At 67.0% G+C, this 24083-nt stretch carries 26 protein-coding genes and 2 pseudogenes; 14 read left to right on the top strand and 14 right to left on the bottom strand.

The genetic code is table 11. The features are described from left to right. Window positions 1-10: 10 nt before the first annotated feature. Complete coding sequence (locus ACLJQM_RS33315; RefSeq protein ID WP_410634287.1) at window positions 11-1132, bottom strand: aminotransferase class I/II-fold pyridoxal phosphate-dependent enzyme; 1122 nt, start codon at window positions 1130-1132, stop codon at window positions 11-13. Between the two features lie 711 nt (window positions 1133-1843). Between ACLJQM_RS33315 and ACLJQM_RS33310 the strand changes: the two are divergent. From ACLJQM_RS33310 to ACLJQM_RS33285, 6 genes and pseudogenes are all read left to right on the top strand, one after another. Continuing rightward, window positions 1844-1984: pseudogene (locus ACLJQM_RS33310) on the top strand (zinc-ribbon domain-containing protein); the annotation flags it as partial. Window positions 1985-2119: 135 nt separating this feature from the next. Beyond that, entirely contained in the window at window positions 2120-2518 is a 399-nt protein-coding gene (locus ACLJQM_RS33305) for a hypothetical protein (RefSeq protein ID WP_410634503.1), read from the top strand. Between the two features lie 112 nt (window positions 2519-2630). After that, window positions 2631-3335, top strand: a complete 705-nt coding sequence (locus ACLJQM_RS33300; RefSeq protein WP_410634285.1) for an HNH endonuclease — start codon at window positions 2631-2633, stop codon at window positions 3333-3335. Between the two features lie 14 nt (window positions 3336-3349). Continuing rightward, window positions 3350-4006, top strand: a complete 657-nt coding sequence (locus tag ACLJQM_RS33295) for a hypothetical protein (RefSeq protein ID WP_410634283.1) — start codon at window positions 3350-3352, stop codon at window positions 4004-4006. 113 nt (window positions 4007-4119) lie between these two features. After that, window positions 4120-4329: a hypothetical protein gene (locus ACLJQM_RS33290; protein WP_410634281.1), complete on the top strand. Its 210-nt coding sequence runs from the start codon at window positions 4120-4122 to the stop codon at window positions 4327-4329. Window positions 4330-4738: 409 nt separating this feature from the next. Continuing rightward, window positions 4739-5518, top strand: coding sequence for a helix-turn-helix domain-containing protein (locus ACLJQM_RS33285; RefSeq protein WP_410634280.1), 780 nt, complete (start codon window positions 4739-4741; stop codon window positions 5516-5518). 1 nt (window position 5519) lies between these two features. Here ACLJQM_RS33285 and ACLJQM_RS33280 read toward each other — a convergent pair whose 3' ends face one another. From ACLJQM_RS33280 to ACLJQM_RS33245, 8 genes and pseudogenes are all read right to left on the bottom strand, one after another. Further along, the gene (locus ACLJQM_RS33280) at window positions 5520-5714 is read right to left on the bottom strand and encodes a hypothetical protein (protein WP_410634278.1); all 195 of its coding nucleotides are present in this window, start codon (window positions 5712-5714) and stop codon (window positions 5520-5522) included. Window positions 5715-6049: 335 nt separating this feature from the next. After that, window positions 6050-7099, bottom strand: a complete 1050-nt coding sequence (locus ACLJQM_RS33275; RefSeq protein WP_410634277.1) for a hypothetical protein — start codon at window positions 7097-7099, stop codon at window positions 6050-6052. Between the two features lie 40 nt (window positions 7100-7139). Next, window positions 7140-10838: a hypothetical protein gene (locus ACLJQM_RS33270; RefSeq protein WP_410634276.1), complete on the bottom strand. Its 3699-nt coding sequence runs from the start codon at window positions 10836-10838 to the stop codon at window positions 7140-7142. Then, on the bottom strand, window positions 10835-11542 hold the full coding sequence (locus ACLJQM_RS33265; protein WP_410634491.1) for an NUDIX hydrolase: 708 nt from the start codon (window positions 11540-11542) through the stop codon (window positions 10835-10837). The genes ACLJQM_RS33270 and ACLJQM_RS33265 overlap by 4 nt, the downstream gene beginning before the upstream one ends. Window positions 11543-11947: 405 nt before the next feature. Beyond that, window positions 11948-12726: pseudogene (locus ACLJQM_RS33260) on the bottom strand (hypothetical protein). Further along, window positions 12726-12860 carry a hypothetical protein gene (locus ACLJQM_RS33255; RefSeq protein ID WP_410634275.1) on the bottom strand — a complete coding sequence of 45 codons (135 nt, stop codon included), beginning with the start codon at window positions 12858-12860 and terminating at the stop codon, window positions 12726-12728. Before ACLJQM_RS33255 ends, ACLJQM_RS33260 begins: the two are co-directional and overlap by 1 nt. 198 nt (window positions 12861-13058) lie before the next feature. After that, complete coding sequence (locus ACLJQM_RS33250; RefSeq protein WP_410634273.1) at window positions 13059-13364, bottom strand: hypothetical protein; 306 nt, start codon at window positions 13362-13364, stop codon at window positions 13059-13061. 198 nt (window positions 13365-13562) lie between these two features. Further along, window positions 13563-14510, bottom strand: a complete 948-nt coding sequence (locus ACLJQM_RS33245; RefSeq protein ID WP_410634272.1) for a ketopantoate reductase family protein — start codon at window positions 14508-14510, stop codon at window positions 13563-13565. A 91-nt stretch (window positions 14511-14601) separates the two neighbouring features. On the opposite strand from ACLJQM_RS33245, the gene ACLJQM_RS33240 reads away from it, so the two are divergent. After that, a complete protein-coding gene (locus ACLJQM_RS33240) occupies window positions 14602-15171 on the top strand; it encodes a TetR/AcrR family transcriptional regulator (RefSeq protein WP_360770140.1) in 570 nt (189 codons plus the stop codon). Window positions 15172-15190: 19 nt separating this feature from the next. Here the strand turns inward: ACLJQM_RS33240 and ACLJQM_RS33235 are convergent, their stop codons facing one another. Then, complete coding sequence (locus ACLJQM_RS33235; protein ID WP_410634270.1) at window positions 15191-16132, bottom strand: LysR family transcriptional regulator; 942 nt, start codon at window positions 16130-16132, stop codon at window positions 15191-15193. Window positions 16133-16204: 72 nt separating this feature from the next. Between ACLJQM_RS33235 and ACLJQM_RS33230 the strand changes: the two genes are divergently transcribed. Further along, window positions 16205-16507, top strand: coding sequence for a CBU_0592 family membrane protein (locus tag ACLJQM_RS33230; RefSeq protein ID WP_410634268.1), 303 nt, complete (start codon window positions 16205-16207; stop codon window positions 16505-16507). 28 nt (window positions 16508-16535) lie between these two features. Here ACLJQM_RS33230 and ACLJQM_RS33225 read toward each other — a convergent pair whose 3' ends face one another. Continuing rightward, window positions 16536-17003, bottom strand: coding sequence for a DUF4383 domain-containing protein (locus tag ACLJQM_RS33225; RefSeq protein WP_410634267.1), 468 nt, complete (start codon window positions 17001-17003; stop codon window positions 16536-16538). Window positions 17004-17278: 275 nt separating this feature from the next. On the opposite strand from ACLJQM_RS33225, the gene ACLJQM_RS33220 reads away from it, so the two are divergent. Both ACLJQM_RS33220 and ACLJQM_RS33215 read left to right on the top strand, forming a co-directional pair. Then, window positions 17279-17491: a DUF2188 domain-containing protein gene (locus tag ACLJQM_RS33220; RefSeq protein ID WP_410634266.1), complete on the top strand. Its 213-nt coding sequence runs from the start codon at window positions 17279-17281 to the stop codon at window positions 17489-17491. A 221-nt stretch (window positions 17492-17712) separates the two neighbouring features. Then, window positions 17713-18084, top strand: a complete 372-nt coding sequence (locus ACLJQM_RS33215; protein ID WP_410634264.1) for an STAS domain-containing protein — start codon at window positions 17713-17715, stop codon at window positions 18082-18084. Here the strand turns inward: ACLJQM_RS33215 and ACLJQM_RS33210 are convergent. Then, a complete protein-coding gene (locus tag ACLJQM_RS33210; protein WP_410634262.1) occupies window positions 18059-18454 on the bottom strand; it encodes a hypothetical protein in 396 nt (131 codons plus the stop codon). The genes ACLJQM_RS33215 and ACLJQM_RS33210 overlap by 26 nt on opposite strands. A 141-nt stretch (window positions 18455-18595) precedes the next feature. Here ACLJQM_RS33210 and ACLJQM_RS33205 point away from each other — a divergent pair, with 141 nt between their 5' ends. From ACLJQM_RS33205 to ACLJQM_RS33190, 4 genes are read left to right on the top strand one after another with little or no spacing between them, the layout of a single operon-like run. After that, the gene (locus tag ACLJQM_RS33205; RefSeq protein ID WP_410634261.1) at window positions 18596-19603 is read left to right on the top strand and encodes a D-isomer specific 2-hydroxyacid dehydrogenase family protein; all 1008 of its coding nucleotides are present in this window, start codon (window positions 18596-18598) and stop codon (window positions 19601-19603) included. Next, window positions 19596-20600 (top strand): D-alanine--D-alanine ligase family protein, encoded by a 1005-nt coding sequence (locus ACLJQM_RS33200; protein WP_410634260.1) that lies wholly within the window; start codon window positions 19596-19598, stop codon window positions 20598-20600. Before ACLJQM_RS33205 ends, ACLJQM_RS33200 begins: the two co-directional genes overlap by 8 nt. Then, window positions 20597-21214, top strand: a complete 618-nt coding sequence (gene vanX, locus ACLJQM_RS33195; protein ID WP_410634258.1) for a D-Ala-D-Ala dipeptidase VanX — start codon at window positions 20597-20599, stop codon at window positions 21212-21214. Before ACLJQM_RS33200 ends, vanX begins: the two co-directional genes overlap by 4 nt. After that, window positions 21211-22365 carry a UDP-N-acetylglucosamine--N-acetylmuramyl-(pentapeptide) pyrophosphoryl-undecaprenol N-acetylglucosamine transferase gene (locus ACLJQM_RS33190; RefSeq protein ID WP_410634256.1) on the top strand — a complete coding sequence of 385 codons (1155 nt, stop codon included), beginning with the start codon at window positions 21211-21213 and terminating at the stop codon, window positions 22363-22365. The genes vanX and ACLJQM_RS33190 overlap by 4 nt, the downstream gene beginning before the upstream one ends. Here the strand turns inward: ACLJQM_RS33190 and ACLJQM_RS33185 are convergent. Together ACLJQM_RS33185 and ACLJQM_RS33180 are read right to left on the bottom strand one after the other, a co-directional pair. Next, window positions 22328-23416, bottom strand: coding sequence for a sensor histidine kinase (locus tag ACLJQM_RS33185; RefSeq protein ID WP_410634254.1), 1089 nt, complete (start codon window positions 23414-23416; stop codon window positions 22328-22330). The genes ACLJQM_RS33190 and ACLJQM_RS33185 overlap by 38 nt on opposite strands. Continuing rightward, window positions 23409-24083, bottom strand: a complete 675-nt coding sequence (locus tag ACLJQM_RS33180) for a response regulator transcription factor (RefSeq protein WP_247021228.1) — start codon at window positions 24081-24083, stop codon at window positions 23409-23411. The genes ACLJQM_RS33185 and ACLJQM_RS33180 overlap by 8 nt, the downstream gene beginning before the upstream one ends.

Here is a 24083-nt window from a genome sequence, read left to right as displayed (position 1 = left end):
CCCTGACGGCCTAAGCCCCGTGGTCCAGCAGGCACTCCACAGCCGCCGAGTTCAGCAAGTTGATCCGCACGAACCCCGGATGTCCCGTCCCGCCGAAGCAAGCAATGTCCATCCCAGCGATCCTGTCAGCAGCCACGACGGGATGGCCGAATGCGAAATACCCACTGAACGGCTCGATGGCGTCTGGCACGGCGCCTGTTGCGCGTAATCGGAGATACCGAGTACGTGCGAACCGCATCAGCGGCAACGCCCCGTCGTCAGTGCCCAACACGGCAACCGCGCGATGGGCGAATCGTCGGTCCGTCAGCCCTGCAGCCCCGTGCAACCTGCCGTGCAGCTCCGCGAACGCTGAGGCATGCTGCTCGGGAACGATGGCGTAAGCGAACCGAAACCCATGCAGCGCCAACGTTTTGGTCGGGCAGACAAGCCTGAATGTTAGGTCAGGATCCAGTCGCTCGGTCGCCTCCGGATTCGCGCCATCCCATCCCATGTACTGGAATGTGCCGTCCACGATTACCGTCGAACCGGTTCGTTGCTGCCAGTCCGCGATGGCGTTCACCGTCTCGTGACGGACTGGCACACCGGCGAACCACACCGGATCAGTCAGCCACAGCAAGCAGCGGTCCGATGGAAGCGTCAAGCACACATCCTCGGCGAAGTCGACGTCCGAAGCCACCCGACGCACGGCGAAGCCCAACTTTCGGATCCACCAGCCTGCATTGTAATAGACCGGTGGAAGGTAGGCGAGCTCAGTGACACCGTTGAGGAACTGGTACATCAACAACGTGGTCAGGAAGCTAGTCGCGCCAGCGCCCGGCACACATCGACGGGCAGTGACTGATGGTTCCCCGTATCGGCGCACATGCAGGTCGGCTATCGCCGCAGCCAGATCAAGATCTTCGTCCATGTGACTGTATGAACCGAGCCAACCGAGATCAACGATTGGCACGTCGGCGAATTCACCGAGAAAGGGCCGCACGAAGGGGTGGTGGCCATTCCAATCCGATATGAACGTCCGCTCGGGTTGCTCGCGAAGCACTTCGCCGAGACGGTCATGCGCCGCAAGCTCGGAATACAGCAACTCGCGGTCGTCAGGACCGTGCGACGATCTTGCCGACAACGACAACGACATCCCTCCGATTAGCCATTTCGGCCTGACAAGCTAAGTATCATGGCGACAGTCGGTGCCGATCTTGACCCAGTATACATCAACTTTTTAATGATGCAACCTGTTGAAAATGTCAACTGTTCCCGTTCAGGACCAGCAACCGTCACAAGGAGATATTCCGCAGCCGACAGTATCAACACTCAGGCTGCAGGAACCAAATTTAAATCAATAACCAGCAGGGATGCCTACCAGGTACCAGTTTGGCCACATTCGCGCACCCAAGCCTCGACGCGCGCGCCGAGGCTTCACGTTCATTTGGCCGCCGAAGTGAATCTGCCTTATTGCTACCAAAACCACCGGCGTTTCTGCAGCGGCCCTGAGATACCCGTGTAATTCGTCAATATAGCGAACCAATGCAACCTCGGCCCCAGAACTCGCATACTGGACTACCGGTTACACGTCAACCTGCTTGCCCTTAGGCCGCCGGGCGAAAACACCCTGACCAGCACGCCAAGAATTGGACGGAAAGCTTCGTGAATAACGGCCGCGAACAGCCGATAGCTTGACAAAGAGTCGCCAACACCAACGGATGGTTCACCATCGATGCCATAACTGTCGACATGTATCGACTGCACCGCAGGTCGGACGTGCGGGAATTGTCCAAATCGCTCCAGCGCCGGGACGAGTTCAAGCCGAACCGGTCGCCCACCGGATCAACCGTGAGCTCGCCGCCCAGTGGCACCCGGACAAGACGGAAAGATCCGCTTGGCCACGGTCTCACCGAACTCGCGCAGGAACCTGTGGTGGCGTGACCCGAATTGCGGCTACGAATGGCAGGAGACACCCTCCCGCCGGGAGGCCGGCCAGCGGCTACGGTGCCCGCGGTGCCACACGATCCTCGACTCACTGGGATTCTACTATCCCGAAATCGCTGTGGAATGGGCACCAGGAAACCCTCTCACGGCGCGGCAAGTCCGCCCCAGCGGCCAAACAGCGGTCATAATGATCACCATGAAAGCGCGCCAACTCGCCACCGGAACCGCTGTCACCACCACCCTGGCCGCGATCCTGCTCGGTAACGCCGTCAGCGCCAACGCCGCACCCGCGAGCCTTCAGCGGTACTCGTGTGTTCAGGGCGGACAACTCTACCTGTTCCCCGGCAACGACTACATCGGCACCCCGTGCACGGCCGGCACGTCGGCAAACACCACCATCTGCTTCACCATCCCGAACACCACGTGCAGCGGGCGGGCCACCTACGTCAGTGCCAGCAGCTCCAACGACTTCGTCCGCCGTCCGCTCCTATGTGGGCGCCCGCTAACGGAAGTCCGAACCGTCGAGGTCGGCGACTCTGCCAGCCTCGACAGCTCGGCTCGTCGGCGATCGCCTCACCTCGACTCTCGGTGCTAGCGTCGCTTCATGGCCACCTCGCAGACTCCGGCACGTCCGCGTCGATCACCACACAACACGCCACTGACCTGCGTAAACAGCGCCCGCCCACCCCGACGGGAAGGGTACTGAGGTGGCCGACAGCACCACCAAGCGCCTACCCCTGTCGACACCGGCGAAGAACTTACTGTGGTCGGAGTCAGGCGGCCACTGCCAGAACCCGCAATGCCGCGCTGACCTGCACGTTCTCATCGAACAGCAGCGTCTTCACCTAGGCGAGCTCGCCCACATCATCCCCGCCAGCAGCATCGGTCCCCGAGCAGACGAAGACCCCGCACTCACCGAGCCCGACCGGGCACAGCCCGAGAACATTCTCCTTCTGTGCCCAACCTGTCACAAAATGATCGACAAAGCGCCAGACGCTTATCCCGCCACCCTGCTGCGCGAGTGGAAGCAGCGCAGCCAGAAGGCACGCGCCGAGGCGTTCGGCACCCCCGTATTCGACACACGGGCCGAAGCCCGCGTCCACGTCGAACCGCTACTCGAAGCCAACAGGGCAATCTTCGACCGCTACGGCCCACGCACTGGGGTCTTCGACGACGACCGCGCCGACCAATGGCAGCGACACGTTGCCACGACGATCATCCCCAACAACCAGCAGCTCCAGCGAGTGCTACACGCCAACCGTCAGCTGCTCACCGCGCAGGAGAAAGCCACATTTCACACGTGGGCGATCCACGCCCAGGAATTTGAAGAACGTCACCTCGACGGCAACTGGACCGCTGGCTCGACGCGGTTCCCTCTCGAGATGGCCACAATCCTCGAGGACGAGCAGTGAATAGTCGCGACTGGGTGGTCCAGCAGATCCGCACAGATCCGCAGCGCAGCATCGACAAGCGCGTCGTCGTGCCAATTGGCGACAACGGCCTAGTCGTCACGCGTCCCGGACGACCTGACGCCGTCGCGTACTGCTGCGAACGCTCCACCATCGAAGTCATCACCACCGCGGTGGTAGTCCGAGCGCTTCACGAGCTACCCCAAACACAGATGATCATCATCTTTCCCAGCAGCCAAGACATCCACGCCGGGACCTACGAATTCGTTCGCGAGCGCCGCTTAGCCATCGGCAGCCTCAGCGATCTGAACAGCGCGCTCCACGAATGCAACGACATCGGTACCTACGAGGAGCGCGAGGCTAAATACGTGCGCAGCCGCATCACACGCCCCCCAGCTGTCACTCGCGTACTGCGTAAGGGCCACAACCTCTGGGTGCTCAAACGCTCCGGCGGGCTCCGCTCTCTCACAATTGTCACCAGCGAGGCATACGAAGTCACCGATCACGCATTCACCAACGCGGTAATCCAGCACCCCGCGCTTGACGCGTACATCGCGACCAGTCCCAACGTCCAGGGTTTCAGCAATCGCGTATCCGCTTCAGCCCGTGACACCGGCGTCAAGCTCCTCACTATGAACGAATTCGTCCGCACCCTGCGCCAGCCATGGACCTAACGCGTCGTTGGCCAATCCTCGCCGTGCTATGCGCGTGCGCCACGCGGTTCCCAGACCTGCAACTCTGGGTCTTCGGCTCTATGCTCCGCACAGAGCGACCCCGCGATCTCGACGTGCTAATCGTCTACATCGACCCCCAACACGTCACCGAGCTGTACACTGCACGTTCGTGGGAAGGGAACCTGCCGCCGTTGCACTTCATCGCGATGACGCCCGACGAAGAACGCGATTACCGCTTCGTCGACGTCACCGGAGCCGTCCGGCTGCACCCGCCCCCAGCCGACCCCACGGCTGCCGTGCCTGCCGCCGAGCGCGAGTCCTGACCAGCCACCCTGCCGTCGCGTGTTCACTGATCGCGGCCCGTGCAACACCCAGCTTGAGCCGCTCGACGGGAGGCAGCTCGTGCTGCTGCTTAATCAGCATCTTGGACCGGAGTGTCCGCTCTGCCTCGTCGCCCCCTCGTCCGAGCCGCGTTGACTCCATCGGCAGCACCACCCAGGCTCAATCAAGCGGGGCAAGGTCAGCGAATCCGCACCAAACATGTGAGCGGCGCTGCCAATCCAGCTGCCAGGGTCGACTGATCGCAGTCAACACAGCACGGAGCAATACTTCCACCGGCGAGGACAGCCGCGACGAATGTATGTTCGACGTCTCGTCGGGCACATGTCACCCTTTTTGGTACTCGCGCGCAAAAAGAACCCGCTGCGGCCGTTGGCCTGATGGACTACGGCCGTGCCACACCGGCTGACCCCCCACCAGATTGAGCTCCTGCGCTGGCTCAGTGACGGATGCCCCAACCGCGACTGGCCCGACCACAGCCATAAAATCACCATCCGAGCCCTGCAAAGTCGCGGCCTGGCCACGATTAGCCGCAAACACAAGACCTGGACTGTGGCGATCACCGACCGCGGCCGCTACTACCTCGACCACGGCCGCTACCCGCCGGCCATCGCCAACCACGCCACCGCGGCCGACCTGCCGACGATGCCGCTCGGCCGCGGTCAACGGCGCGCCGACCACCCCGTGCCCGACACCACAGCCCGCGCGATGCAACGCGTCGAACGCCGCCTCAAGCAGCCCGTCAAATACACAGCGCGGACCATCCAGGAGACCTTTATGCGCTACAAAGTCGTCGTCACCCGCGTCCAGGTTGCCGAACGGTTCGTCCGCGCGACCAGCGAGGAAGACGCCGCCGCCAAAGTGCAGGAGGAGGTCGAGCGGCCCTACGGCTATCTCGGCTCCTGGAAAACTACCGGCACCGAACTCGACGTCATCGAAGCCGAACAAAACACCGTCATCAAACCCACCTCGCTCGCGGACGACGGCCCGCTGCTGCTCAGCCTCAAAGACGCCGGCAAGGCCCTCGGCCTGAGCTACTCGACCTTGTACCAGATGGTCAACCACGGCGACATTGACCATGTCTTGCTCGGCACCCGTAAGTACATCTCCCGTGAGCACCTGGTCGAGTTCATCAACCGCAATACCCACAAGGGCTACTACCGCGCCCGCTGAGTCACCTACCAGCCAGCAAAACCTGTTTCTCAAACTCCGCGAGCTCGCGCTGGATCTTGCCGACTCGCCGGGCTGCGGCGTCGACCTTCTTCTGCGCTCGGTCCCGCTCCTGCTCGGCGTGTCCCAGCTCTCGCGTCAACCGCTCGACGTCAGCGCGCCGCCGCACCTCTCCGGCGGGCAGCTTCTCCGTCTCCACGATCCCGCGAAGCTAGCCGCACTCGCCACGTAACCGTCATGCCGGAGACTGTCCCTCCGAGGAAGCCATCGATAGGAGGCCGAATGGGTTCGCGCAGCGGAGCACCTAGTCGACGACGACAATGCGCAGCTGGTGACGTGGGTGCGACAGCTGAGGCGGCGGCAGTCGACTCAAGTTGACGACGATGCCGACGAACTGGACGAGGAACCCTACGACAAAACGCGGACATGATCGCGTCCTTGCGCAAAGCCGAGGCGCGTTTGGCCGAGGCCCGCGTTGCCCTGGAGCAGCACATCGACAACCAAGGCAACTAGGACTAGCAATCACCGCCAAATTCACCGGAACGCCTCGCTGAGCCGATAGGCGAGAGTGATAGCTGCCGCCCAGCCCGCATCAACGAAGGCGTGTAAGACGGAGCGGATTGCAGTAAGCAGGTCATCGTCTGCGATGACGTCGCCGCGAAATTCGGACAAGTAGCGTTCGATAAGTGTAGTGGTTGCCGACGCTGCGACTTGATCGTATGTGTAGCTATCACCGGTGCTGACTGCTGCCGCAGCAACCCGGAACGCGCCCGACGGGTCAGCCGGAGCGAGATGGCCCAGGGCTTCGATCACCGAGTGGGTGATCGAAGGGTGTTTGAACTCGGCGAGCCCGGCCAGCGAGGGCAGCGCTCTAGCCGCAAATTGCGGTTCGATGGGGCCGCTTTTGCAACTGTTCTCCGAAGCGAAGTTCACGGTACGAGCGACGAGGTCGGCAGTGATGTAGAGGCGACCTAGAAGATCGGGATCAGTCGTGGTGGGGCGCAAGCTAGTCAGCGAGCTGATTGCGGTGTCGAGCAAGTCAAATGCTCTCTCCCGATCTTGCTGGCGCTCCGTCGGCAGCTCCAGCCATGCCCGGAGAAGGAGCAGAGCAGTTGCGGCTGCTGCGGTAGTGGTCGGTTCAGCCATCCACGTCCGAGCCAGTTCCTCAGCCGCGGGGGTCCGGTACCGGATCGACAGGACCAGCGCGAGTTCGGCGAGGAGCTCGAGTGGTTCTCGCACGTCTGGCCCATCCTCAGTTCCGTTCAGGAGCGTGGACCAGGGTTCTTGACCTATAAGCGTCCGCAGGATCGCATCGACTTCCGGCGCGTCTTTCTCCACGTACCTGAACAGCTCTCGAGCCAGCAACGCCGAGACCAGAGGGTTCTGTTCACGCAGGAGGTGGTCGCGGACGAGTTCGAGCCCTGATTCGCCGTCAGGTGCAAGCAGGTGAGCAATTTGGGCTACGTGCAGTCGAGTGACGTCGTCGGCATCGTCGAGCTTGGCGGCAAGTACCTGGCGGATCTGTAGAGCGGATTCCGAGGAACGCCACGCAGGCTGACACCACAGGTAGCTGAGTGTGCTCACGGCTGTCCGTGTCGGTGTCGGAGACCACGTCATCACGGCGTCACGCCTTCCTGTCAGAGCCATTTGCGGGTTGACCAGCAGCGGCGGCCAGCAGAAGCGGCATGACCAAGGAAGCCAGCTCGGATCCTGGCTCCGGTGGTGCGTAGCGAACGAGGTGCTCGATGGCCCGGAAGACAAGTTCTGCACCGGGTTCGGTTTGCTGCGGTCCTCCAACGCCGAGTGCGAGTGCGACTCGGAGCGCGTCTTCGAGCGCTGTTGCGTGCTCTGGTTCGAGATTCGGGGGAAGACCCTCGACGGTCACACGTAAGGTGTCGAGGGCATTTCGTTGCTGAGGGTCGGTCAGCTCGGTGTCTTGTTCTCCGAGGTAGTCCGTCAACGTCGTTGGGCTGAGCATCGCCATACTTCCTTGTGGTTCGGGGATCGTAGGCGGGCCTTCGGCGGCTTGCTGCAGGTGTCGGCGCTCAGCGAGCGAGGCGTCCTGAATTGCGTCGACGGTAAGACAGCCGACGAGCTGGCCGAGCAGAGTCTCGATCTCCTCGTCAGAAGGGTCGCTGAAAAGTTGCGGCGCCGCCAAGATCGCGCGCTCAAGTTCCTGCTGTTGTCCCGGTGAGATCAAGGGGCTGACCGCTTTGATGAGCTTCCCAGCCGCGGCGCGGGTGTGTGAGTGCGCGAGTAGCCCACCAGAAGCCAGGGTGGGCAGGAACGCGACTCCCACGTCGGCGGGTCTTCCCGCGGCAGCGGTCAGGATGGCCCGCCACGCTCCGGGATGTCGGATCCGGCTGACAAAGTCGTTCACGAGACCGTCGAGCTCGTCGGTCGGCAGATCAAGGCTTCCCAAAGCGTCGGCGAACCCCGTGACGATTATGGCGGCGACCCCGTGGGCCCGCCCATGCCGAAGTTCGCGCCCGAACATGTCGACCTGGCCGTGGACGGATCTGCACGTGATCGGATAGCCATCCCCGTTCACGTCGACGGGTAGAGCGGCCACCAATACGTCCATGGCGCGTGCCAGGCCCGTGACGCCGAGAACCCTAGGTATGACCCGTCCAACCTCGTACTGGGCGCTTTCGAGATCCTGTTTGGGAGTTGTCAGCAGCGACACGACTCCTTGGAATAACGGGATGGTTTCGTCGCCGGCTTCGCCGCGGCCTAGGACTGTCGCGAGCAACTCGATGGCAAGGTCGGGGTCAGCACCGGCGATCCCCTCGGCCTCGCTCACGTAGTAGAAGAGGTATAGCGGACGCCAGGCTGCCGCTATCTCAGGCTTGAGGGTGTCTCGGAGAACTTCGCCGTGCGATGGGTCGATGGCGACCGCTCGCGGCAGATAACGAACAAGGGACATACCTAGCGGTTCCCGGTCTGCGGGAGCTTCGAGTGCAACGCGCATGAGCGCCACGACGCTCGTCGCCCACAGAACTGCTCCGGGCACCTCGAGCGTCATGGCTTGCTGGGTATGGAGTTGTTTTAGGAGCCGATCGACCTGGTTGACCATGGCATGGGTGAAATTCTTCTGGATCTGCGCCGTACCGGCGGCGAGAACATCGACCCAAAGTTCGATCTTATTGCGGACGCACTGACGGAGGGCGTCGTCGTCGGCGCCGAGGACCCCGGCGAGCCAACCTATGACGATCGAAAATGTCTTGGGTTCGCTGACAGAGAGTTCGGTAAGCCAGCGCACGTCGGTGTCGCTTCGTGCTTCAGCGACGAACGTGCGGACCGCGGCAACGCCGGTCAGGCTGTCGCCGTGCTGGGCGATGGCTGCCACGACCTGAGCAAAGTACCCACGGTTGTCGTCGAGGTGCCACAGGTCGGCGAGGTGGAGGTCGATGCTGGGCCGGGCAACGAGTACCAGGTTCGGATCGTCTTGCAGCGCAGCTACGAGCCGGGACTCGTCGTCGCGGGTCAGAATGAGTGCAGCGACGCTGTAGTCGAAAAGGATGTGGTGCGAGTAAGTGATCGAAGGTGCGCCGCCGGCCTTGAATCGGCTTGGGATCTCGTTGATGACTCCATCCTGGACGAGCGCTGTCCTCGCATCGAGGAGCGTGTCGGGGAGGATGGCTGCGTTTGCCCGAAGGGCGCGCCGGGTCAGCATCGCCGCACTGAGGTGTTCCAGGGTTCGTAGGCGCGCCGGGCTGTCGACATGACGAGCCACGCGGACTTCCCAGTACTTCTGCAGCAACTCGAGCTGGTCACGTGCCTCGGCCAATGAAGCTCGGTTGACCCCTGATTCCAGCAGCTCACACGCGAGCCGGAGGTTGAAGGGGGTCCGCACTAGGTCAATAAGATGCACACTGGCTCCGGTGATGAGCTGCGCGACGTCGGGGTGCTCGCCGGCGAGCACCTCGAGCTCATCGCTCGAGAATGCCCCGAGCAGGAAGTGCCGAACACGTCTTAGGCTGTTGTCGACATGCTGCACTTGGTCGGACACGGGTGCGCCGGCGAAGGTTTGAGTCCAGGTTTGGCTGTTACGGAGATCGAAGCGCCGCATCGTCGCGATGACTCGCCACCGGGACCGGCTGAGCTCGCGGATGAGGTTGACCAGCCAGGTGAGCGGACCGCCACGGGAAGCGTCCAGGCCGTCGACGAGCAACGTTGCACGAGAGGAGCCCTGCCAGTCCTGCAGCAAATTAAGCAACGGTCGGCTTAGCTCGACGCCGTCGCCGATCTCCCCAGGCCGGGCACCGATGGTGTCGACAGTGAGGAGCACGACGTCCTCGCCTCGATCGATCATCTCGTGCGCGAGCCGGTTTAGTGCACCGGACTTGCCGCAACCCGGCTCCCCGACGAGGACGAAGCTGCCTTCCGCATCGAGCAGCATCGGGATTTCCGCCCGGTCGACGGCGAATCGCCCGGCCTCGCCGGGCAACGTGGCGTGGTCATCAAGGACCAGGAGGTTTGCCTCGGTGACCGCCCGGACAGCGGCCATGTCGTTCTGCCGGGTTAGCTCCTGCCCGGTAGTGGTTGCGTCGGGCGGCGGTAACTGGTTCAGCAGCTCGAAGGCGAACGCTGCGGCGTGGTGTGATGCGATCGGTTGCCACTGCTGGTCGGCCACCTCGTTCTTGTCGGTCAGCAGATCGGAGATTCCCCGCACTACAAGCGCCTCCACTTGGCGGTTCATGTAGGCGGTGTAGAGGAATCCGTGTCCCTCCATCTCGACGGCGACGGCGTCTCCGAAGCGTTCGCGCAGCAGCTGGGCTGTGGTCGATTCTCGGTCGGCCACCACCTTGCTTCCGGCGGCGATAGGCTTGATCAGGGCGTGGGGCGCGGACGCCGGTTGCGAAGGACGGATCCGGGGCTGCCACTCTCCGGTTCGGGCGATCTTGCGGGCTCGTTCGACGAGCCGGTAGGCACCGGGCGCGGTTTTCGCGCGCGCTTGGTATCCAGCTGCGGTGTCCTTTCCGGTCTCGTAGTCGTACACGTGGTCTGCGGCCACAACGTCGCCGAGCTCGACGTCCTTGATTCCCCCTGCCACGCCGACGAAGAGCACGATCTCGGGATCGAATTCACCTATGGCGCGCTCGAGGTGGGCTCCCGCCGGGCTGTTGCCCGCGCCGGTTTGGGTCAGCACCACGGTCCAGGTTCCCCGCTCGGTGGGGAATCGAGCGACTTCGTAGAGGGAGCCGCTCTTCTCGTGTTCCTTGAGTGGGCCTTGCAAGTGCTCACGGACGGCCTGGTACTCCACTTCCAGGGCGGTGCAGATGACCACCGTGCCCAGCGTGCGTGTGTCGTTCGTCGTCATCGGAGGTCCGGTCCTTCAGGTTTGTCTCGCAGGATGGCAGGGTGAAGAAGGGTTCCACGACCGGCGCGGTAGAGCATGGGAGGGCGGCCACCGGCTCCTACGGCCCGGGTACCGGTGGGAACGACGAAGTCCGTGGAGCTGGTGACCTTGCGATGGAAATTTGACGGATCGAGCCGGGTTCCCCAGACGATCTCGTAGACATCGCGCAACTGGGCGATTGTGAACTCCGGGGCACAGAACGTCGTAGCCAGCGTGGTGTACGAGAGCCGACTCCGTGCGTGTTCGACCGCGTCGGCAAGCAACTTGTGGTGATCGAATGCAAGCCGATCTGGGCTGGCCAGGAGTTCATCGACGGGATTCCAGCGAGCGGCCTCCGCGTCGCCTCCGGCTACTGGCAGCGGCAAGTCGGGCATAAGGGCGACGTAGCAGACCGACACGACACGTCCCCGAGGGTCACGCCCTGGCGCTCCGTAGCTGCGAAGCTGTTCGATCGCCAACAAGCTCGAGTCCAAGCCCGTCTCCTCGGCCAGTTCACGACTCGCTGCCGCGTCCAGATCTTCGTCGTTCTCGACAAAACCGCCCGGCAATGCGCTCCGACCGCGGTACGGCGGGTTAGCACGTTCGACGACGAGAACGTGCAGCTCACGCTCTCGGATCGTTAGCACCACCAGGTCGACGGCCACGGCGGCCTGGGGAGCATCCAGGCTCTTCACAACCCGAAGCCTAGACCATAATGGTCACATTGACAAAAACTGGTCGTCCGTCGTACCGTCACGCGGCATGAAGACCTTCCTGTCGCGGACCGCCGTCGCCCGCCGGAGCCCGACTCCGCGGAGGCAGAGGTGAAGATCCAATGCTCGGTCGGCTCGCTCGTCAAGATCGTCCTGTGGACGCTCGGCACAGGCTTGGTCATCGGCGTGCTCCTGGGACTGGCCTTTGCCACCGGCGTTTGAGGGCCGTGGGATAGCTCGGGTTAGCCGTTGGCCACGCCCGGTTAAGAATGTCCGGCATGCTGAGAACGGATGCAGTGATCGGGCTGGCGCATGGAAGCGCTAGACGACAAGGCCGCCCACATCGACTTGACCGGCCCGACGGTCGTGACAGCCGCGTTACCCACGGTTTACACCACGCGCGGTGTTCCCATCAACCGGGCCACCATGGACCTCCACCATGCTTTGCTCGGCACGAATGATCTTGACTAGCCGACGCGCTCGACCAGCGCCGATACGTAGACGAACACGCAGCGTGTCGGCAGATATCGGCTTCTGGTGTTCTGCGCGATGCACCGCATCCTCTTGTCGAGCACGATCCAGACGTACATCGAGCGAACCCTTGCCCAAAATCGGACAATCGTCCTCTTGCTCGACAGAGTGGCTCTGAGCGACTCCAGCACAGTCCAGCGCCTCCCGCTGCCGCTGTGCAGCGTTTCCTACATCCGGGACGCCTCCAGAGACTTCGGGCTGACTGACTGCACCGATCGCCCGCAGTAGACCGCCACCGACTTCGGCCCAGCCGATCAACAGGAAAGGACCAACCGCATCGAACGCCGCCTTGCCGTACTCGCCCGCCACGAGCGGTTCTGCCACATTCAACGCCAACGTGACCAGACTCGCGAAGATCAGTAGCCGGCGCGCCGGACGCAGCACGTCCCGCGAGGCGCCGGCGAGCGCCAAGTGCCGGGTGCCTAGCAGGAGGCCGAGGATCGAGAGTCGACTGCAGGAGCAACGAGCGGCGCCACCCACCCCGGCACGTCCAGGCGGAGGGCCAGGCTGAGGACGTTGCCGAAGCCAAACAAGAACGTCAGCCCGACAACGGTACCCATGATCACCGAGACTGCTCGCACGATGATCGCCGAATCGGGTGACGAACTGCGCTCTGGCGCGATCATCAGGCGTCACCGCCCAGGTTATCGATCTCGAAGCTGCGTTCGTTGACCCGCGCTTCAACAGAAATCCGCTGCTCGGGAGTGACACCGTCCAGGTAGAACCCTGCCGAAGGCTTGAACCTGCCCACCCCGCTCATCGCGCGCTCCCCCGCGGCCGACGCTCCATCACCAGCCGCACATCGACCCGAACTAGCAGCCCTTCGGGCACGACGATTGGTGTGATTGCCGCCGGAATCTCACCGGGGGCACTCGCGAGCACCAGCAGAAAACGGCCCCTGACCAGGAAGAACCTGGGCAGGGGCCGCACTTGTCTGGTCCAGTTGCGTCCGGGGCAGTCAGGACTGCAGCCCCAGGATTGCGTGCTCGCCAGCCTGTGAAGCGACGATCTCGACGAAGTGCTGCAAGACGACGAACGGCAGCGTCTGCTCCCCGTCGAAGAAGACGTCCGCCGGCTTCTCTTCTTCGGGCGCGTAGACAACCACCGTCACGGCGGTCGGTCCTGGAGCCGGTGAAGCAGGCATAGCAGCTGAGGCTGGAACCGTTCGCGCCTCACTGAGCTCGAAATACGTGGTCCGATCCTCGCCTACGCCAGTCTCGGTGGTCGCAGCGCAGTACAAGCCGCCATCGAATTCCCAGGTCACCAGAGACACGGTGGGATGTTGCCACATCTGCGTCAGCCGGCCGCAGGTCGCACATCCACGGTCGCCCGCGGGGCGGCTGGGCGGCGGCGCCGGGTTGGCCGCGCTCAACGCTTGGCTGGTACTGAGAACCAGTAGGCCGGCTGACCACAGTGGACGTCGGCCGGACGTGGACGAGTACGGCTGCGGTTCCGGGCTCTGCTACCGGGCGAAGTTCGGTTCCGCCGCTTCCAGCCGTGGTACCGGAATGCCCAACCGCCGTGCTTCGGTCAGCGTGTCCCGGCAGACCTCGCGTGGCTCCTCGGCCTCGGGGTCGGAGTGCGCCGCCAAACTCACGCGCGCCGGCTCGACGTGAGCGGTGAGCCAGGCGAGCACCGGAGCCGTCAGCCAGGTGGGTGCCCGGAACAGCAGCACACCGCCACGGTGACGTCGTAGGTCGACGCCGCGTGCCTCGAGGAGTGGCAGCAGCTCGCGGGCCGCCAGCAGGCCCTCGCGCAGGTCTCTCCTCGACCCGGCCAGTTTGGACAGAGACCCCACTCGCAGCCCCTGCGAGAGCAGGCCCGCGTCCGACGCGAAGTGGACCCACAGCCAGCCGCGGAAGTCGGGGCGTTCCTTGATGCGGAGTCCGGCCTCGCGGAACGCCTGGCGCGCCGCCAGTTCTCGGTCGGTCGGGGGCTCGCCGAGCGTGCCGAAGACGACCGAACGCATCAGCATTCCACGGAGCACTCCTCCCGCGTCGAAGCCGCCGCCGGCCTGAGGGAAGCCCCACGCGATGCGGTCGGCCGGGAGGGTGCCGATCGCCGCCGGGGGCTCCGTCCAGATGTTGCCGAAGACCAAAACCGTGGCCTGGCCGAGGCGCGGGGCCAGGAAGGCCGTTGCCTCCTCGAGGCGGTGGTGCGGCACGCTGAGCACGATCAGGTCGAAGTCGTGGCCGGGCTCCAGGGCCTCGCGGTAGCGCACCGGCCACTTCTCGGTGACGCGCTGCCCCCACACCCGGCGCCGCAGGTCGCTCAGGTCGAGCTCCACCGTGTCCCCGTACGTCGCCGCGCGGCCCGGCCGGACGTAGAACTCGACGTCGTGCCCCGCCCGTTGGAGGGCCCAGCCGTAGACGGTGGCGATCACGCCTCGGCCGAACATCAGGATCTTCACGCCGCACCTCGTGGGGTATTGTCGATCTGGAGGTCATCTCCACTTCTGAAAATATGGAGATCATCTCCATTTATCAACGGGAGGGTGGTTCGTGACCGCCGAGAAGCCGCTGCGGGCCGATGCCCGGCGCAAGCGCGACGCCCTGCTCGCCAAGGCCCGGGAGGTCTTCGACGCGGGCGGCTTCTTCGACCTCCGCTTCGACGACTTCGCCCGGTTGGCCGGGGTGGGCACCGGCACGTTGTACCGCCACTTCCCCACCCGGGAGTCGCTGGCCGAAGCGGTCTACCGCGGGGAAGTCGCCGCCCTGTGCGACCGCGCCCGCCGGCTGCAGGCCACGTTGCCCCCGGCGGAGGCCTTGGCGACCTTCCTGCGCGGCATGGTCGACCACATCGCGGCCCACGAGGGCTTGGCCCGGACGCTGGCCACGCTCATGGCCGATCGGGCCGGCGACCTCGCCGAAGGCAGCCGGGCGCTGGAGCAGGCGGTCGCCGACCTGGTGGCCGCCGCCGTGCGGGACGGCGCCGTCCGCGACGACGTGGACGCCGGTGCCGTGATGATGGCGCTGCACGGCATCGGCGCGGCCCACGACCGACCGGGCTGGCGGGCCGAGGCCGACGGTGTCATCACCCTCGTGCTGGACGGGTTGCGCTGCCGGCCATGACAAGCGTGGCACCGACGCGTCAGGACGGATCTGCCGGGTTTTCGGTCCGCGGCATGTCGGCGTCGAGACCGGCGGCGAGGGCGACGATCGCGTGGAGGACCGTCACCACCTCCTTGCGTGGCTCCGAGCGGGTGGTGCGGTGCCGCGCGACGAGGGTGCGGGTTCCGAGGCCGGGCAACGACACCGCCTTCGCACCGTCCGGGACCGCTTCCCGCACCGCGAGCGCGGGCACGAGCGCGATGCCCAGGCCGCCCGCCACCATCGACAGGGCGACGTTGTAGTCGTAGTAGCTGTGGCCGGGCGCCGGGGCGGGCGGGAATGCGCGGCGGGCGTGCTCGGTGGCCGTGTGCGCCGCCGTTTCGGAGTCGACGCCCAGCCAGGTCAGGTGCTCCAAGTCGGCCGTGCTGGCCGGGTCCGGGGTGCCGGCGGGCAGGACCACCAGCCACGGTTCTTCCAGGATGGGGACGTCGCGGGTGCCGCGCGCCGGTTTTCCCTCGCCTGAAAGGCTTCGGTCCTCGAGGATGAGCAGATCGACCGTGCCCGAACGCAGTGATTGCAGCGCCTTGCCGGTCTCCATCTCGCGGATCACCACTTCCAGCGCGGGGAACTGCTCCCGCAGCTGGTGCACGAGCGGGATCAGCAGCGAGCGGATGACGGACTGGAACCCGGCGATGACGACCGTGCCGGTGACGTCTTCGGCAAGGGCGGCCAGGGCTTTGCGCGCGTCGATGAGTTCGGCCTCGATGTGCTCGGCCGCCTCGGCCAGGACCCGCCCGGCCGGGGTCAGGACGGCGCCGGTGGGCTGGCGGTCGAGCACCGCCGTGCCGGTCGACTCCTCGAGGCGGGCGATCTGCTGGGACACCGCCGAGGGCGTCAGGTGCAGGAGATCACCGGCGGCGAGCACGCCGCCTGCGCGGTGCACGGCGAGCAGGACGGCGAGCCGGCGCGGATCGATCTGCATTCAGCGGAGCTTAACCCCCGGAGCAGATAACTTCGATTGCGTTGTATCCCCGCGGCCCGTCACGATGGCGCCATGGAGGAAATGTTGTCGCTGGCCGCCACCACGGCCGGCTGGCTGGGAGCACTCGGCACCGCAACGGCGTACGGCCTGGTCTCCGGCCGGGTGGTCGAATCGGGCTCGGCCACGTTCCAGTCGCTCAACCTGTCGGGCGCCGCCCTGCTCGCCGTCTCGGCCGCCGCCAGCGGTGCCTGGCCCGGGGTCGCCGCGAACTTCGTCTGGGTCCTGATCAGCGTGGTCACGCTGATCAGCGCGCGCGGCGCCCTGAGCGGCAGGCCGACCCCGGGTGAGACAGCCCCGTCGAGCTCCCGGGGCTGATCGGTCTCGCGGCGACCGTGACGCCGGACTAGCCGAGACCCGGACCGCGGGCCGCGCGGGAGTTCGCGCCGGCTCGTGCGGTGAGCAGGCCCAGCGCGATCATGGCGACGCCCAGGCCCAGGTGCAGCCAGTTGTCCGCGGTGTTGACCGGGACGAAGTTGGCGTCGCTGCCGTGGTCGATGACCAGCCCGTACAGCCAGAGCACGAGGTAGACGATCCCGCCGCCGATCAGGAACGTCCGCGCGCCTCGTGCGGTGCGGGCCGAAGCGAGGCCGACGACGCCGAACAGCAGGTGCACGACGTTGTGCAGGACCGAGACCATGAACACGCCCAGCAGCATGGCCATCGAGTCGTGGCCGGCGAAGCTCAGCTGGTCGTAGTCCGTGGTGACGCCGGGGACGAACCCGAGTACGCCGACCAGCAGGAACACGACCGACACGACCATTGCGGTGAGCTGCACCGGTGTCCGCGTGCGAGCAGGACTGGTTGCCGACATGGCTTTCCCTTCGTGGAACCGCATCAGAGACGTGCCGCCTTCCGGCACGGACAGCGGGCTTCCCGGTTTTCCCGCGAACACACCTGAGGGTTCGATCGCGCCTGTCCGGGTATCCGCTCGACGTCAAGGCACGCAGCCACCGACCGACGCCGGATCCCCGCGGTCCGCCCTCGGAAGTGGTCTCGGGTTCAACCCCAGCTCGGGCGCCGCGACGGCCACCGCTCGCGCGGCCGTCCTGCCTGCGCTGTCGAGCACCCGAGCGAAGGGGTTCCCCCATGGCCGACGGCGACGTGCACACCTACTTCGAAGACGGCCAGTGGAAGAACCGCATCGAGGGCGGCGTCCGCGCTTCCAACACCTCGCGGCACCGGGTGGACGCCGTCGTCGCCGGACGGCAGACCGCGAAGAAGCGACACGTCGCGCACGTCGTCCACGACCGCGACGGCGGGATCGAAAGCGAGCGGACTTTCCGGCCGCCCGACCGGTAGGCGTGCCAGTGCCCCGGCCGCCGCCGTGGTGCCGCCCGCCGCGCCGATGTCACCCAAAAGTGGCCCCGACCGGCTACTTGTTCTACCGTGGGTGGTGAACCGGTCGAGACAACGGCCGCAACCTGTACCCCGCGCTCGGGGCATCAGTTGTCGCGCGGCCTTCTCACCGCGATCACACTTCAGCGTTGTACCTAGGGTGTGTCCTACGAAAGCAGGCCACCATGACCATCGAACTCGACCGCACCACGGTCCAGCCCGCCATCACCCTGCCGTCCGACCTGTGGGTGCGGACCCACCGGCCGGAGAGCGGCACCGCCGTCGTCGAAGTCGGCGGTGATCTCGACGCCGCCGGTGCGCCGCGGCTGGCCGAGCTGCTCGAAGCCCGCGCCAACAGCACCCTGCGGCGGCTCGTGATCGACCTCACCGAGGTCGGCTTCCTCAGCGCCGCCGGGCTCTCCGCCCTCGAACACGGCTACCTCCGGGCGTGTCAGCACCAGATCCTTTGCACCGTAAGGGTTTCCGCCGGAAGCCCGATCCTCCGCACCATCGGCTTCTTCCCGCTGCGCTTCAGGGAAGCGATCGAGGTCTGCTGACCGAGCTCGAGGCGAACCGGGCGCCTGGCGGTCCGATGTGGACGGAAGCGGTGGTCGACACCGGGCGCGGCCCGTCGATGAGGAGCGCGAGGTACCGCTTGCGGTCGGCGCCCGCGGGATCACCGGGGTGGGCGGTGGCCGGCGTCAGCACGACCACCGCGGCCAGGTCGCGGCCCAGCAGGTCCGGGCGCACCACGCCGGCCGCGATCGCGCGGTCCACCAACGGGCCGGCCGCCTTGGTGTAGCGCTCGACGCTGTCCACCACGGTCGTCAGCAAGTGGTCGAAAACCGCGCGCACGAGCTGGTCGCGGTTGCGGAAGCGCCGGTACACCGAAATCCGGACGCCTGAGCCCGCTCGCCCCGACCTCACCGCCACGATCCGGTGCTCGACGCCGAAATCCCCCCTCCCGCGACCAATGACCCGACGCGCGCCGGCGGCGCCCCGGGATATCGCCGGTGTATCGAAATCCGCATACGGGACGGCAACGGCGGCCGCTCTTGACTGGGGCGCATGACCGACAGCCAGCAAGCGCCGGCCCGGGGGCCGGGGGCCGTGACCACCGGGGTCGCCGTCTACGGGTGCGGGGCCGACGAGGCCGCTCTCTTCCGGGAGCTGGCGGTGCACTGCGGGGTCACGCCCACCATCACCGAGGCCGCCGTCTCCGCGGACAACGCCGGGCTGGCCGCCGGCATGCGGTGCGTCAGCGTCGGGCACAAGACGCGGGTCACCGAGGCCACCCTGCTCGCGCTGAGCCGGATCGGCGTGGAGTACGTCTCCACCCGGAGCGTCGGCTACGACCACATCGACGTCGGCTACGCGAAGTCCGTCGGCATCACCGTGGAAAACGTCGCCTACTCGCCCGACAGCGTGGCCGATTACACCTTGCTGCTCATGCTGATGGTGCTCCGGGACGCGAAGACCACCTTGCGGCGCGCGGAAGTCCACGACTTCCGGTTGAACGACGTCCGCGGGAAGGAACTGCGGGACCTGACCGTCGGGGTGGTCGGCACCGGGCGCATCGGGGTCGCCGTCATGGATCGGCTGCGGGGGTTCGGGTGCCGCATCCTGGCGCACGACAGCCTGCCGCGGAACTCCGCCGACTACGTTCCGCTCGACGAACTCCTGCAGGTCAGCGACATCGTCACGCTCCACACACCGTTGACGCCGGACACGCACCACCTGCTCGACCGGCGGCGGATCGCGCGGCTGAAGCGGGGTGCCTTCGTCGTCAACACCGGGCGCGGGCCGCTCCTCGACACCGACGCTCTCCTGCGCGGGCTGGAAAGCGGGCGGCTGGGCGGCGCCGCGCTGGACGTCCTCGAAGGCGAGGAAGGCGTTTTCTACGCCGACTGCCGGGGGAAGGCCATCGAGACCGAAGCGCTGGTGCGGCTGCAGAAACTGCCCAACGTCGTGATCAGCCCGCACACCGCCTACTACACCGACCACGCCCTGAGCGACACCGTCGAAAACAGCCTCGTCAACTGCCTGAGCTTCGAAAGCGGGAACCACCGTGGTTAAGCTGAAAGTCGGGATCCTCTTCGGGGGCCCGTCCGAGGAACACCCCGTCTCCGTCAAGTCCGCGCGCGAGGTCGCCGGGCACCTCGACGCCGAAAAGTACGAGCCGGTTTGGATCCGGATCTCCCACGACGGCGGCTGGGAACTCTGCGACGGTCCCGGCGCGGAGCACGGCAGCCCGGTCGTGCTGTCGCCGGACGGGTTGCTCGTGCTTTCCGACGGGAAGTACGAGGTGATCCGGCTGGACGTCGTGCTGCCGGTGCTGCACGGACGGTTCGGTGAGGACGGCGCGGTGCAGGGTTTACTCGAACTGGCCGGCGTTCCGTACGCCGGCTGTGACGTCACCGGTTCCGCGCTGTGCATGGACAAGTCCCTCACCTACCTCGTCGTCGCGAGCGCGGGCATCGCCACGCCGAAGCACTGGGACGCGGACGAAAACCCCGGCGAGTTCACCTATCCCGTCTTCGTCAAGCCCGCGCGGTCGGGTTCTTCCTTCGGGGTCAGCAAAGTGCTCCGCGCGGAAGACCTGCCGGACGCGGTGGAAGCCGCGCGGCAGTACGACGAGAAGGTGCTGGTCGAGGAAGCCGTCGTCGGCAGCGAGATCGGGTGTTCCCTACTGGGCAACGGTTCCGACCTGATCACGGGCGAGCTGGACCGGGTCGCGCTCAGCCACGGGTTCTTCAAGATCCACCAGGAGGAGAACCCGGAAAGCGGGTCCGAGAACTCCGCGTTCATCGTGCCCGCGGACATCCCGGCCGAAGCGCGTGCGCTCGTCCTGGAGACGGCGAAGGCCGTCTACCGCGCCCTGCGGTGCCGGGGGCTGGCGCGAGTCGACGTGTTCCTCAAGGAGGACGGAACCGTGGTGCTCAACGAGGTCAACACCCTGCCCGGCCTGACCTCCTACAGCCGCTACCCGAGGATGATGGCCGCCGCGGGACTGCCGCTCGGGGATGTCCTCGACCGGCTGATTTCGCTGGCGCTGAAGGAGAAAACGCGGTGAAGGACGACTTCGTCTTCGTGGACGAGTTCGTGCCCGGGATCCGCTGGGACGCCAAGTACGCCACCTGGGACAACTTCACCGGCAGGCCCGTGGACGGCTACCTCGCCAACCGGGTCGTCGGCACCCGGGCGTTGTGCGCGGCTTTGGAACGGGCCCGGGAAAAGGCCGAAACGCTCGGGTTCGGGTTGCTCCTGTGGGACGGCTACCGCCCGCAGCGGGCCGTCGACTGCTTCTTGCGCTGGTCGCGGAAACCCGAGGACGGCCGGACCAAGCCGCGGCACTACCCGAACATCGAGCGGGCCGCGATGGTCGAAAAGGGTTACGTGGCCACGAAGTCGGGGCACAGCCGGGGCAGCACCGTCGACCTGACGCTCTACCACCTGGACACCGGCGAACTCGCCGCGATGGGTGGGGGCCACGACCTGATGGACGCGGTCTCGCACCACGGGGCGGCCGGGATCACGCCGGCCGAGGCGGAGAACCGGCGGCACCTCTGCGCCATCATGGAGTCCTGCGGGTTCCGCCGGTACGACCGCGAATGGTGGCACTACACGCTCAACGGCGAGCCCTACCCGGACACCTACTTCGACTTCCCCGTGCCGTGGCGATCGTGACGGCGCCGCGCGTCGTCGTCGCCGGAGGTCATTCGGCCGGGCACATCGAACCCATGTTGAACTTCGCCGACGCGTTGCGCCGCCTGGCACCCACCGCGGAAGTCACCGCGCTGGGGACCGTCCGCGGCCTGGACACCACGCTCGTCCCGGCCCGCGGCTACCCGCTCGAACTCATCCCGCCGGCGCCGCTGCCGCGTGGCGCGGACCCGGCCCTGGTGCGGGCGCCGGCGCGGCTGCTGGACTCGGTGCGGGCGGCCGCGGCGGTGCTCGACCGCGTGCGCGCCGAGGTCGTGGTGGGCTTCGGCGGTTACGTGGCCGGGCCCGCCTACCTCGCCGCCCGGCGGCGGGGCCTGCCGATCGTCGTGCACGAGGCGAACGCGCGGCCCGGGGTGGCGAACCGGCTGGCCGCCCGGTTGACGCCGCACGTGTTCACGGCCGCCCCGGGGGTCCGGCTGCCGCACGCGACCGCCATCGGGATCCCGCTGCGACCGGCGATCGCCGGCCTCGACCGGCCCGCACTGCGCGATGCCGCCCGGCGGCGGTCCGGCTTGCGGTCCTCCGGGCCGGTGCTGGTGGTCACCGGTGGTTCGCAGGGTGCGCGGACGATCAACACCGCGGTCACCGGCGCGGCGGCGGCGTTGCGGGCGGCCGGGGTGCAGGTCCTGCACATCACGGGACCGCGGCACGTGGCCGACACGACGGCGGCACTGCGGGCGGCCACCGGGCCGCGGCCCGCCGACGCGCCACAGCTTGCTGACGGCGATCCGCCCTACGTCGTCGTCCCCTACATCGACGAGATGCGCTACGCCTACGCCGCCGCCGACTTCGTGCTCTGCCGATCGGGGGCGATGACCTGCGCCGAACTGGCCGCCGTCGGGCTGCCGGCGGCGTACGTCCCGCTCCCCGACCGCGGTGGCGAGCAGCGGCTGAACGCCGAGCCCGCCGTCTCGGCCGGCGCGGCCCTGCTCGTCGACGACGAAGACCTCGACGCGGCCTGGATCGAAACCACCCTCGTGCCGGTGCTCACCGATCCGGCGCGGATCGCGGCGATGTCGGCGCGTGCGAGGGCGGCCAGTGCGCCCGACGCGGACGTCGTCCTGGCCCGGCACGTGCTCACCGCGCTCGAGGAGCGGCGGGCACGCGCACGGTGACGCGGAGGCCGCCGTCGAGCCGGGGCGTCAGGGTGAGCGTTCCGTCGTGCGCGCGGGCGATGCTGCTGACGATGGCCAGGCCGAGGCCGACGCCCGCCTGGTCGCTCTTCACGCGTTCGGTACCGCGCCGGAACGGCTCGGCGAGCGTCGCCACCAGCTCCGGCGGGAGCGGCTCGCCGGTGTTCTCGACGGTGAGCTCGACGCTCCCGGCGTGGACGCTCGTCTCGACCCACACCGTGCCCGCCGCCGGCAGGTTGTGGACGATCGCGTTGTGCACGAGGTTCGTCGTCAGCTGCAGCAGCAACGCGGCCGAGCCGGTGGCGGCGGCCGGCTCGCCGGACACCGAGAGCGCGACGCCGCGCTTCTCCGCGAACGGGAGGAGCGTCTCGGCGGCCTCCTCCGCGACCAGCGACAGGTCGACGGGCTCCGGCGTGAACGACCGCTGGTCGGCGCGGCTGAGCAGGAGCAGCGCTTCGGCGAGGTCGATCGCCCGGGTGTTGACGGCGTCGAGGCGGCCGACGAGCTCGTCGACGTCACGGTCGCCGTCGTGGCGGGCGACCTCGAGGAGCGTCCGCGTGATCGCCAGCGGCGTGCGCAGTTCGTGGGACGCGTTGGCGGCGAACCGCCGCTGTTCGGCGACTTGGGCTTCGAGCCGGGCGAGCATGGTGTCGAAGGCGTCGGCGAGCTCGCGGAACTCGTCGCGCCGGCCCGGCAGCCGGATCCGGTGCGAGAGCGAGCCGTCCGCGGCCGTGCGGGTGGCGTCGGTGATGCGGGTCAGCGGGGCGAGCATCCGCCCGGCGAGGAACCACCCGCCCGCCAGCCCGAACACCAGCAGGAAGATCAGGCAGGCCGCCGCGGACGGTGCGAAGGCCCGGATGAGGACGCGGCCCGGCGGGGCCATCACCACCGGCATGAGCTCCATGCCCAGCTGCTGGTAGTACAGCAGGAACAGGCCGATGGCGGCGAGCAGCAGCGTGCCCGTGAGCATGACGAAACCGGCGTAGCTGAGGGTCAGTTTGAGGCGGACGCTCAGGCCGGGCGCCCTATCCACGGCCGGCCCCCGGCTCGATGCGGTAGCCGGCGCCGGGCACGGTGGCGATGATCCCGGGTTCCCCGAGCCGTTTGCGCAACGCCGACACCGTGATGCGGACGGCGTTGGTGAACGGGTCGGCGTTCTCGTCCCAGGCCCGTTCCAGGAGGTCCTCGGCGCTGACGACACCCCCTTCGGCGGCGACGAGGACCTCCAGCACGGCGAACTGCTTCCGGGTCAGGGCGACGTAACGGCCGTCGCGGTAGACCTCGCGGCGGAACGGGTCCAGCCGCAGGCCGGCGATCTCCCGCACGGGCGGCCGGTTGTGGGCGCGCCGCCGGTCGAGCGCCCGCAGCCGCAGCACGAGCTCCCGCAGCGCGAAGGGCTTGGTGAGGTAGTCGTCGGCACCGAGCTCGAACCCGGTGGCCTTGTCGTCGATCCGGTCGGCGGCGGTGAGCATGAGGATCGGGGTGCCGCTGCCGGAGGCGACGATGTGCCGCGCGACCTCGTCGCCGGACGGCCCGGGGATGTCGCGGTCGAGCACGGCGATGTCGTAGGTGGTGACGCTCAGCAGCTCCAGCGCGGTGTCCCCGTCGCCGGCGATGTCGGCCGCGATCGCCGCCAGGCGCAGCCCGTCCCGGATGCCTTCGGCCAGATAGGGTTCGTCCTCGACGACCAGCACACGCAC

Source organism: Amycolatopsis sp. cmx-4-83, assembly GCF_046548815.1.
Lineage (GTDB): Bacteria > Actinomycetota > Actinomycetes > Mycobacteriales > Pseudonocardiaceae > Amycolatopsis > Amycolatopsis pretoriensis_A.
The sequence above is the reverse complement of the archived record's forward strand: the minus strand, read 5'-3'. Positions and strand labels throughout refer to the sequence as shown.

Coding starts and splice junctions, on each gene's coding strand:
- ACLJQM_RS33315 (WP_410634287.1), bottom strand. CDS start 1,132: ATGTCGTTGTCGTTGTCGGCAAGATCGTCGCACGGTCCTGACGACCGC.
- ACLJQM_RS33305 (WP_410634503.1), top strand. CDS start 2,120: ATGAAAGCGCGCCAACTCGCCACCGGAACCGCTGTCACCACCACCCTG.
- ACLJQM_RS33270 (WP_410634276.1), bottom strand. CDS start 10,838: ATGACGACGAACGACACACGCACGCTGGGCACGGTGGTCATCTGCACC.
- ACLJQM_RS33255 (WP_410634275.1), bottom strand. CDS start 12,860: ATGAGCGGGGTGGGCAGGTTCAAGCCTTCGGCAGGGTTCTACCTGGAC.
- ACLJQM_RS33235 (WP_410634270.1), bottom strand. CDS start 16,132: ATGCAGATCGATCCGCGCCGGCTCGCCGTCCTGCTCGCCGTGCACCGC.
- ACLJQM_RS33230 (WP_410634268.1), top strand. CDS start 16,205: ATGGAGGAAATGTTGTCGCTGGCCGCCACCACGGCCGGCTGGCTGGGA.
- ACLJQM_RS33225 (WP_410634267.1), bottom strand. CDS start 17,003: ATGTCGGCAACCAGTCCTGCTCGCACGCGGACACCGGTGCAGCTCACC.
- ACLJQM_RS33220 (WP_410634266.1), top strand. CDS start 17,279: ATGGCCGACGGCGACGTGCACACCTACTTCGAAGACGGCCAGTGGAAG.
- ACLJQM_RS33215 (WP_410634264.1), top strand. CDS start 17,713: ATGACCATCGAACTCGACCGCACCACGGTCCAGCCCGCCATCACCCTG.
- ACLJQM_RS33205 (WP_410634261.1), top strand. CDS start 18,596: ATGACCGACAGCCAGCAAGCGCCGGCCCGGGGGCCGGGGGCCGTGACC.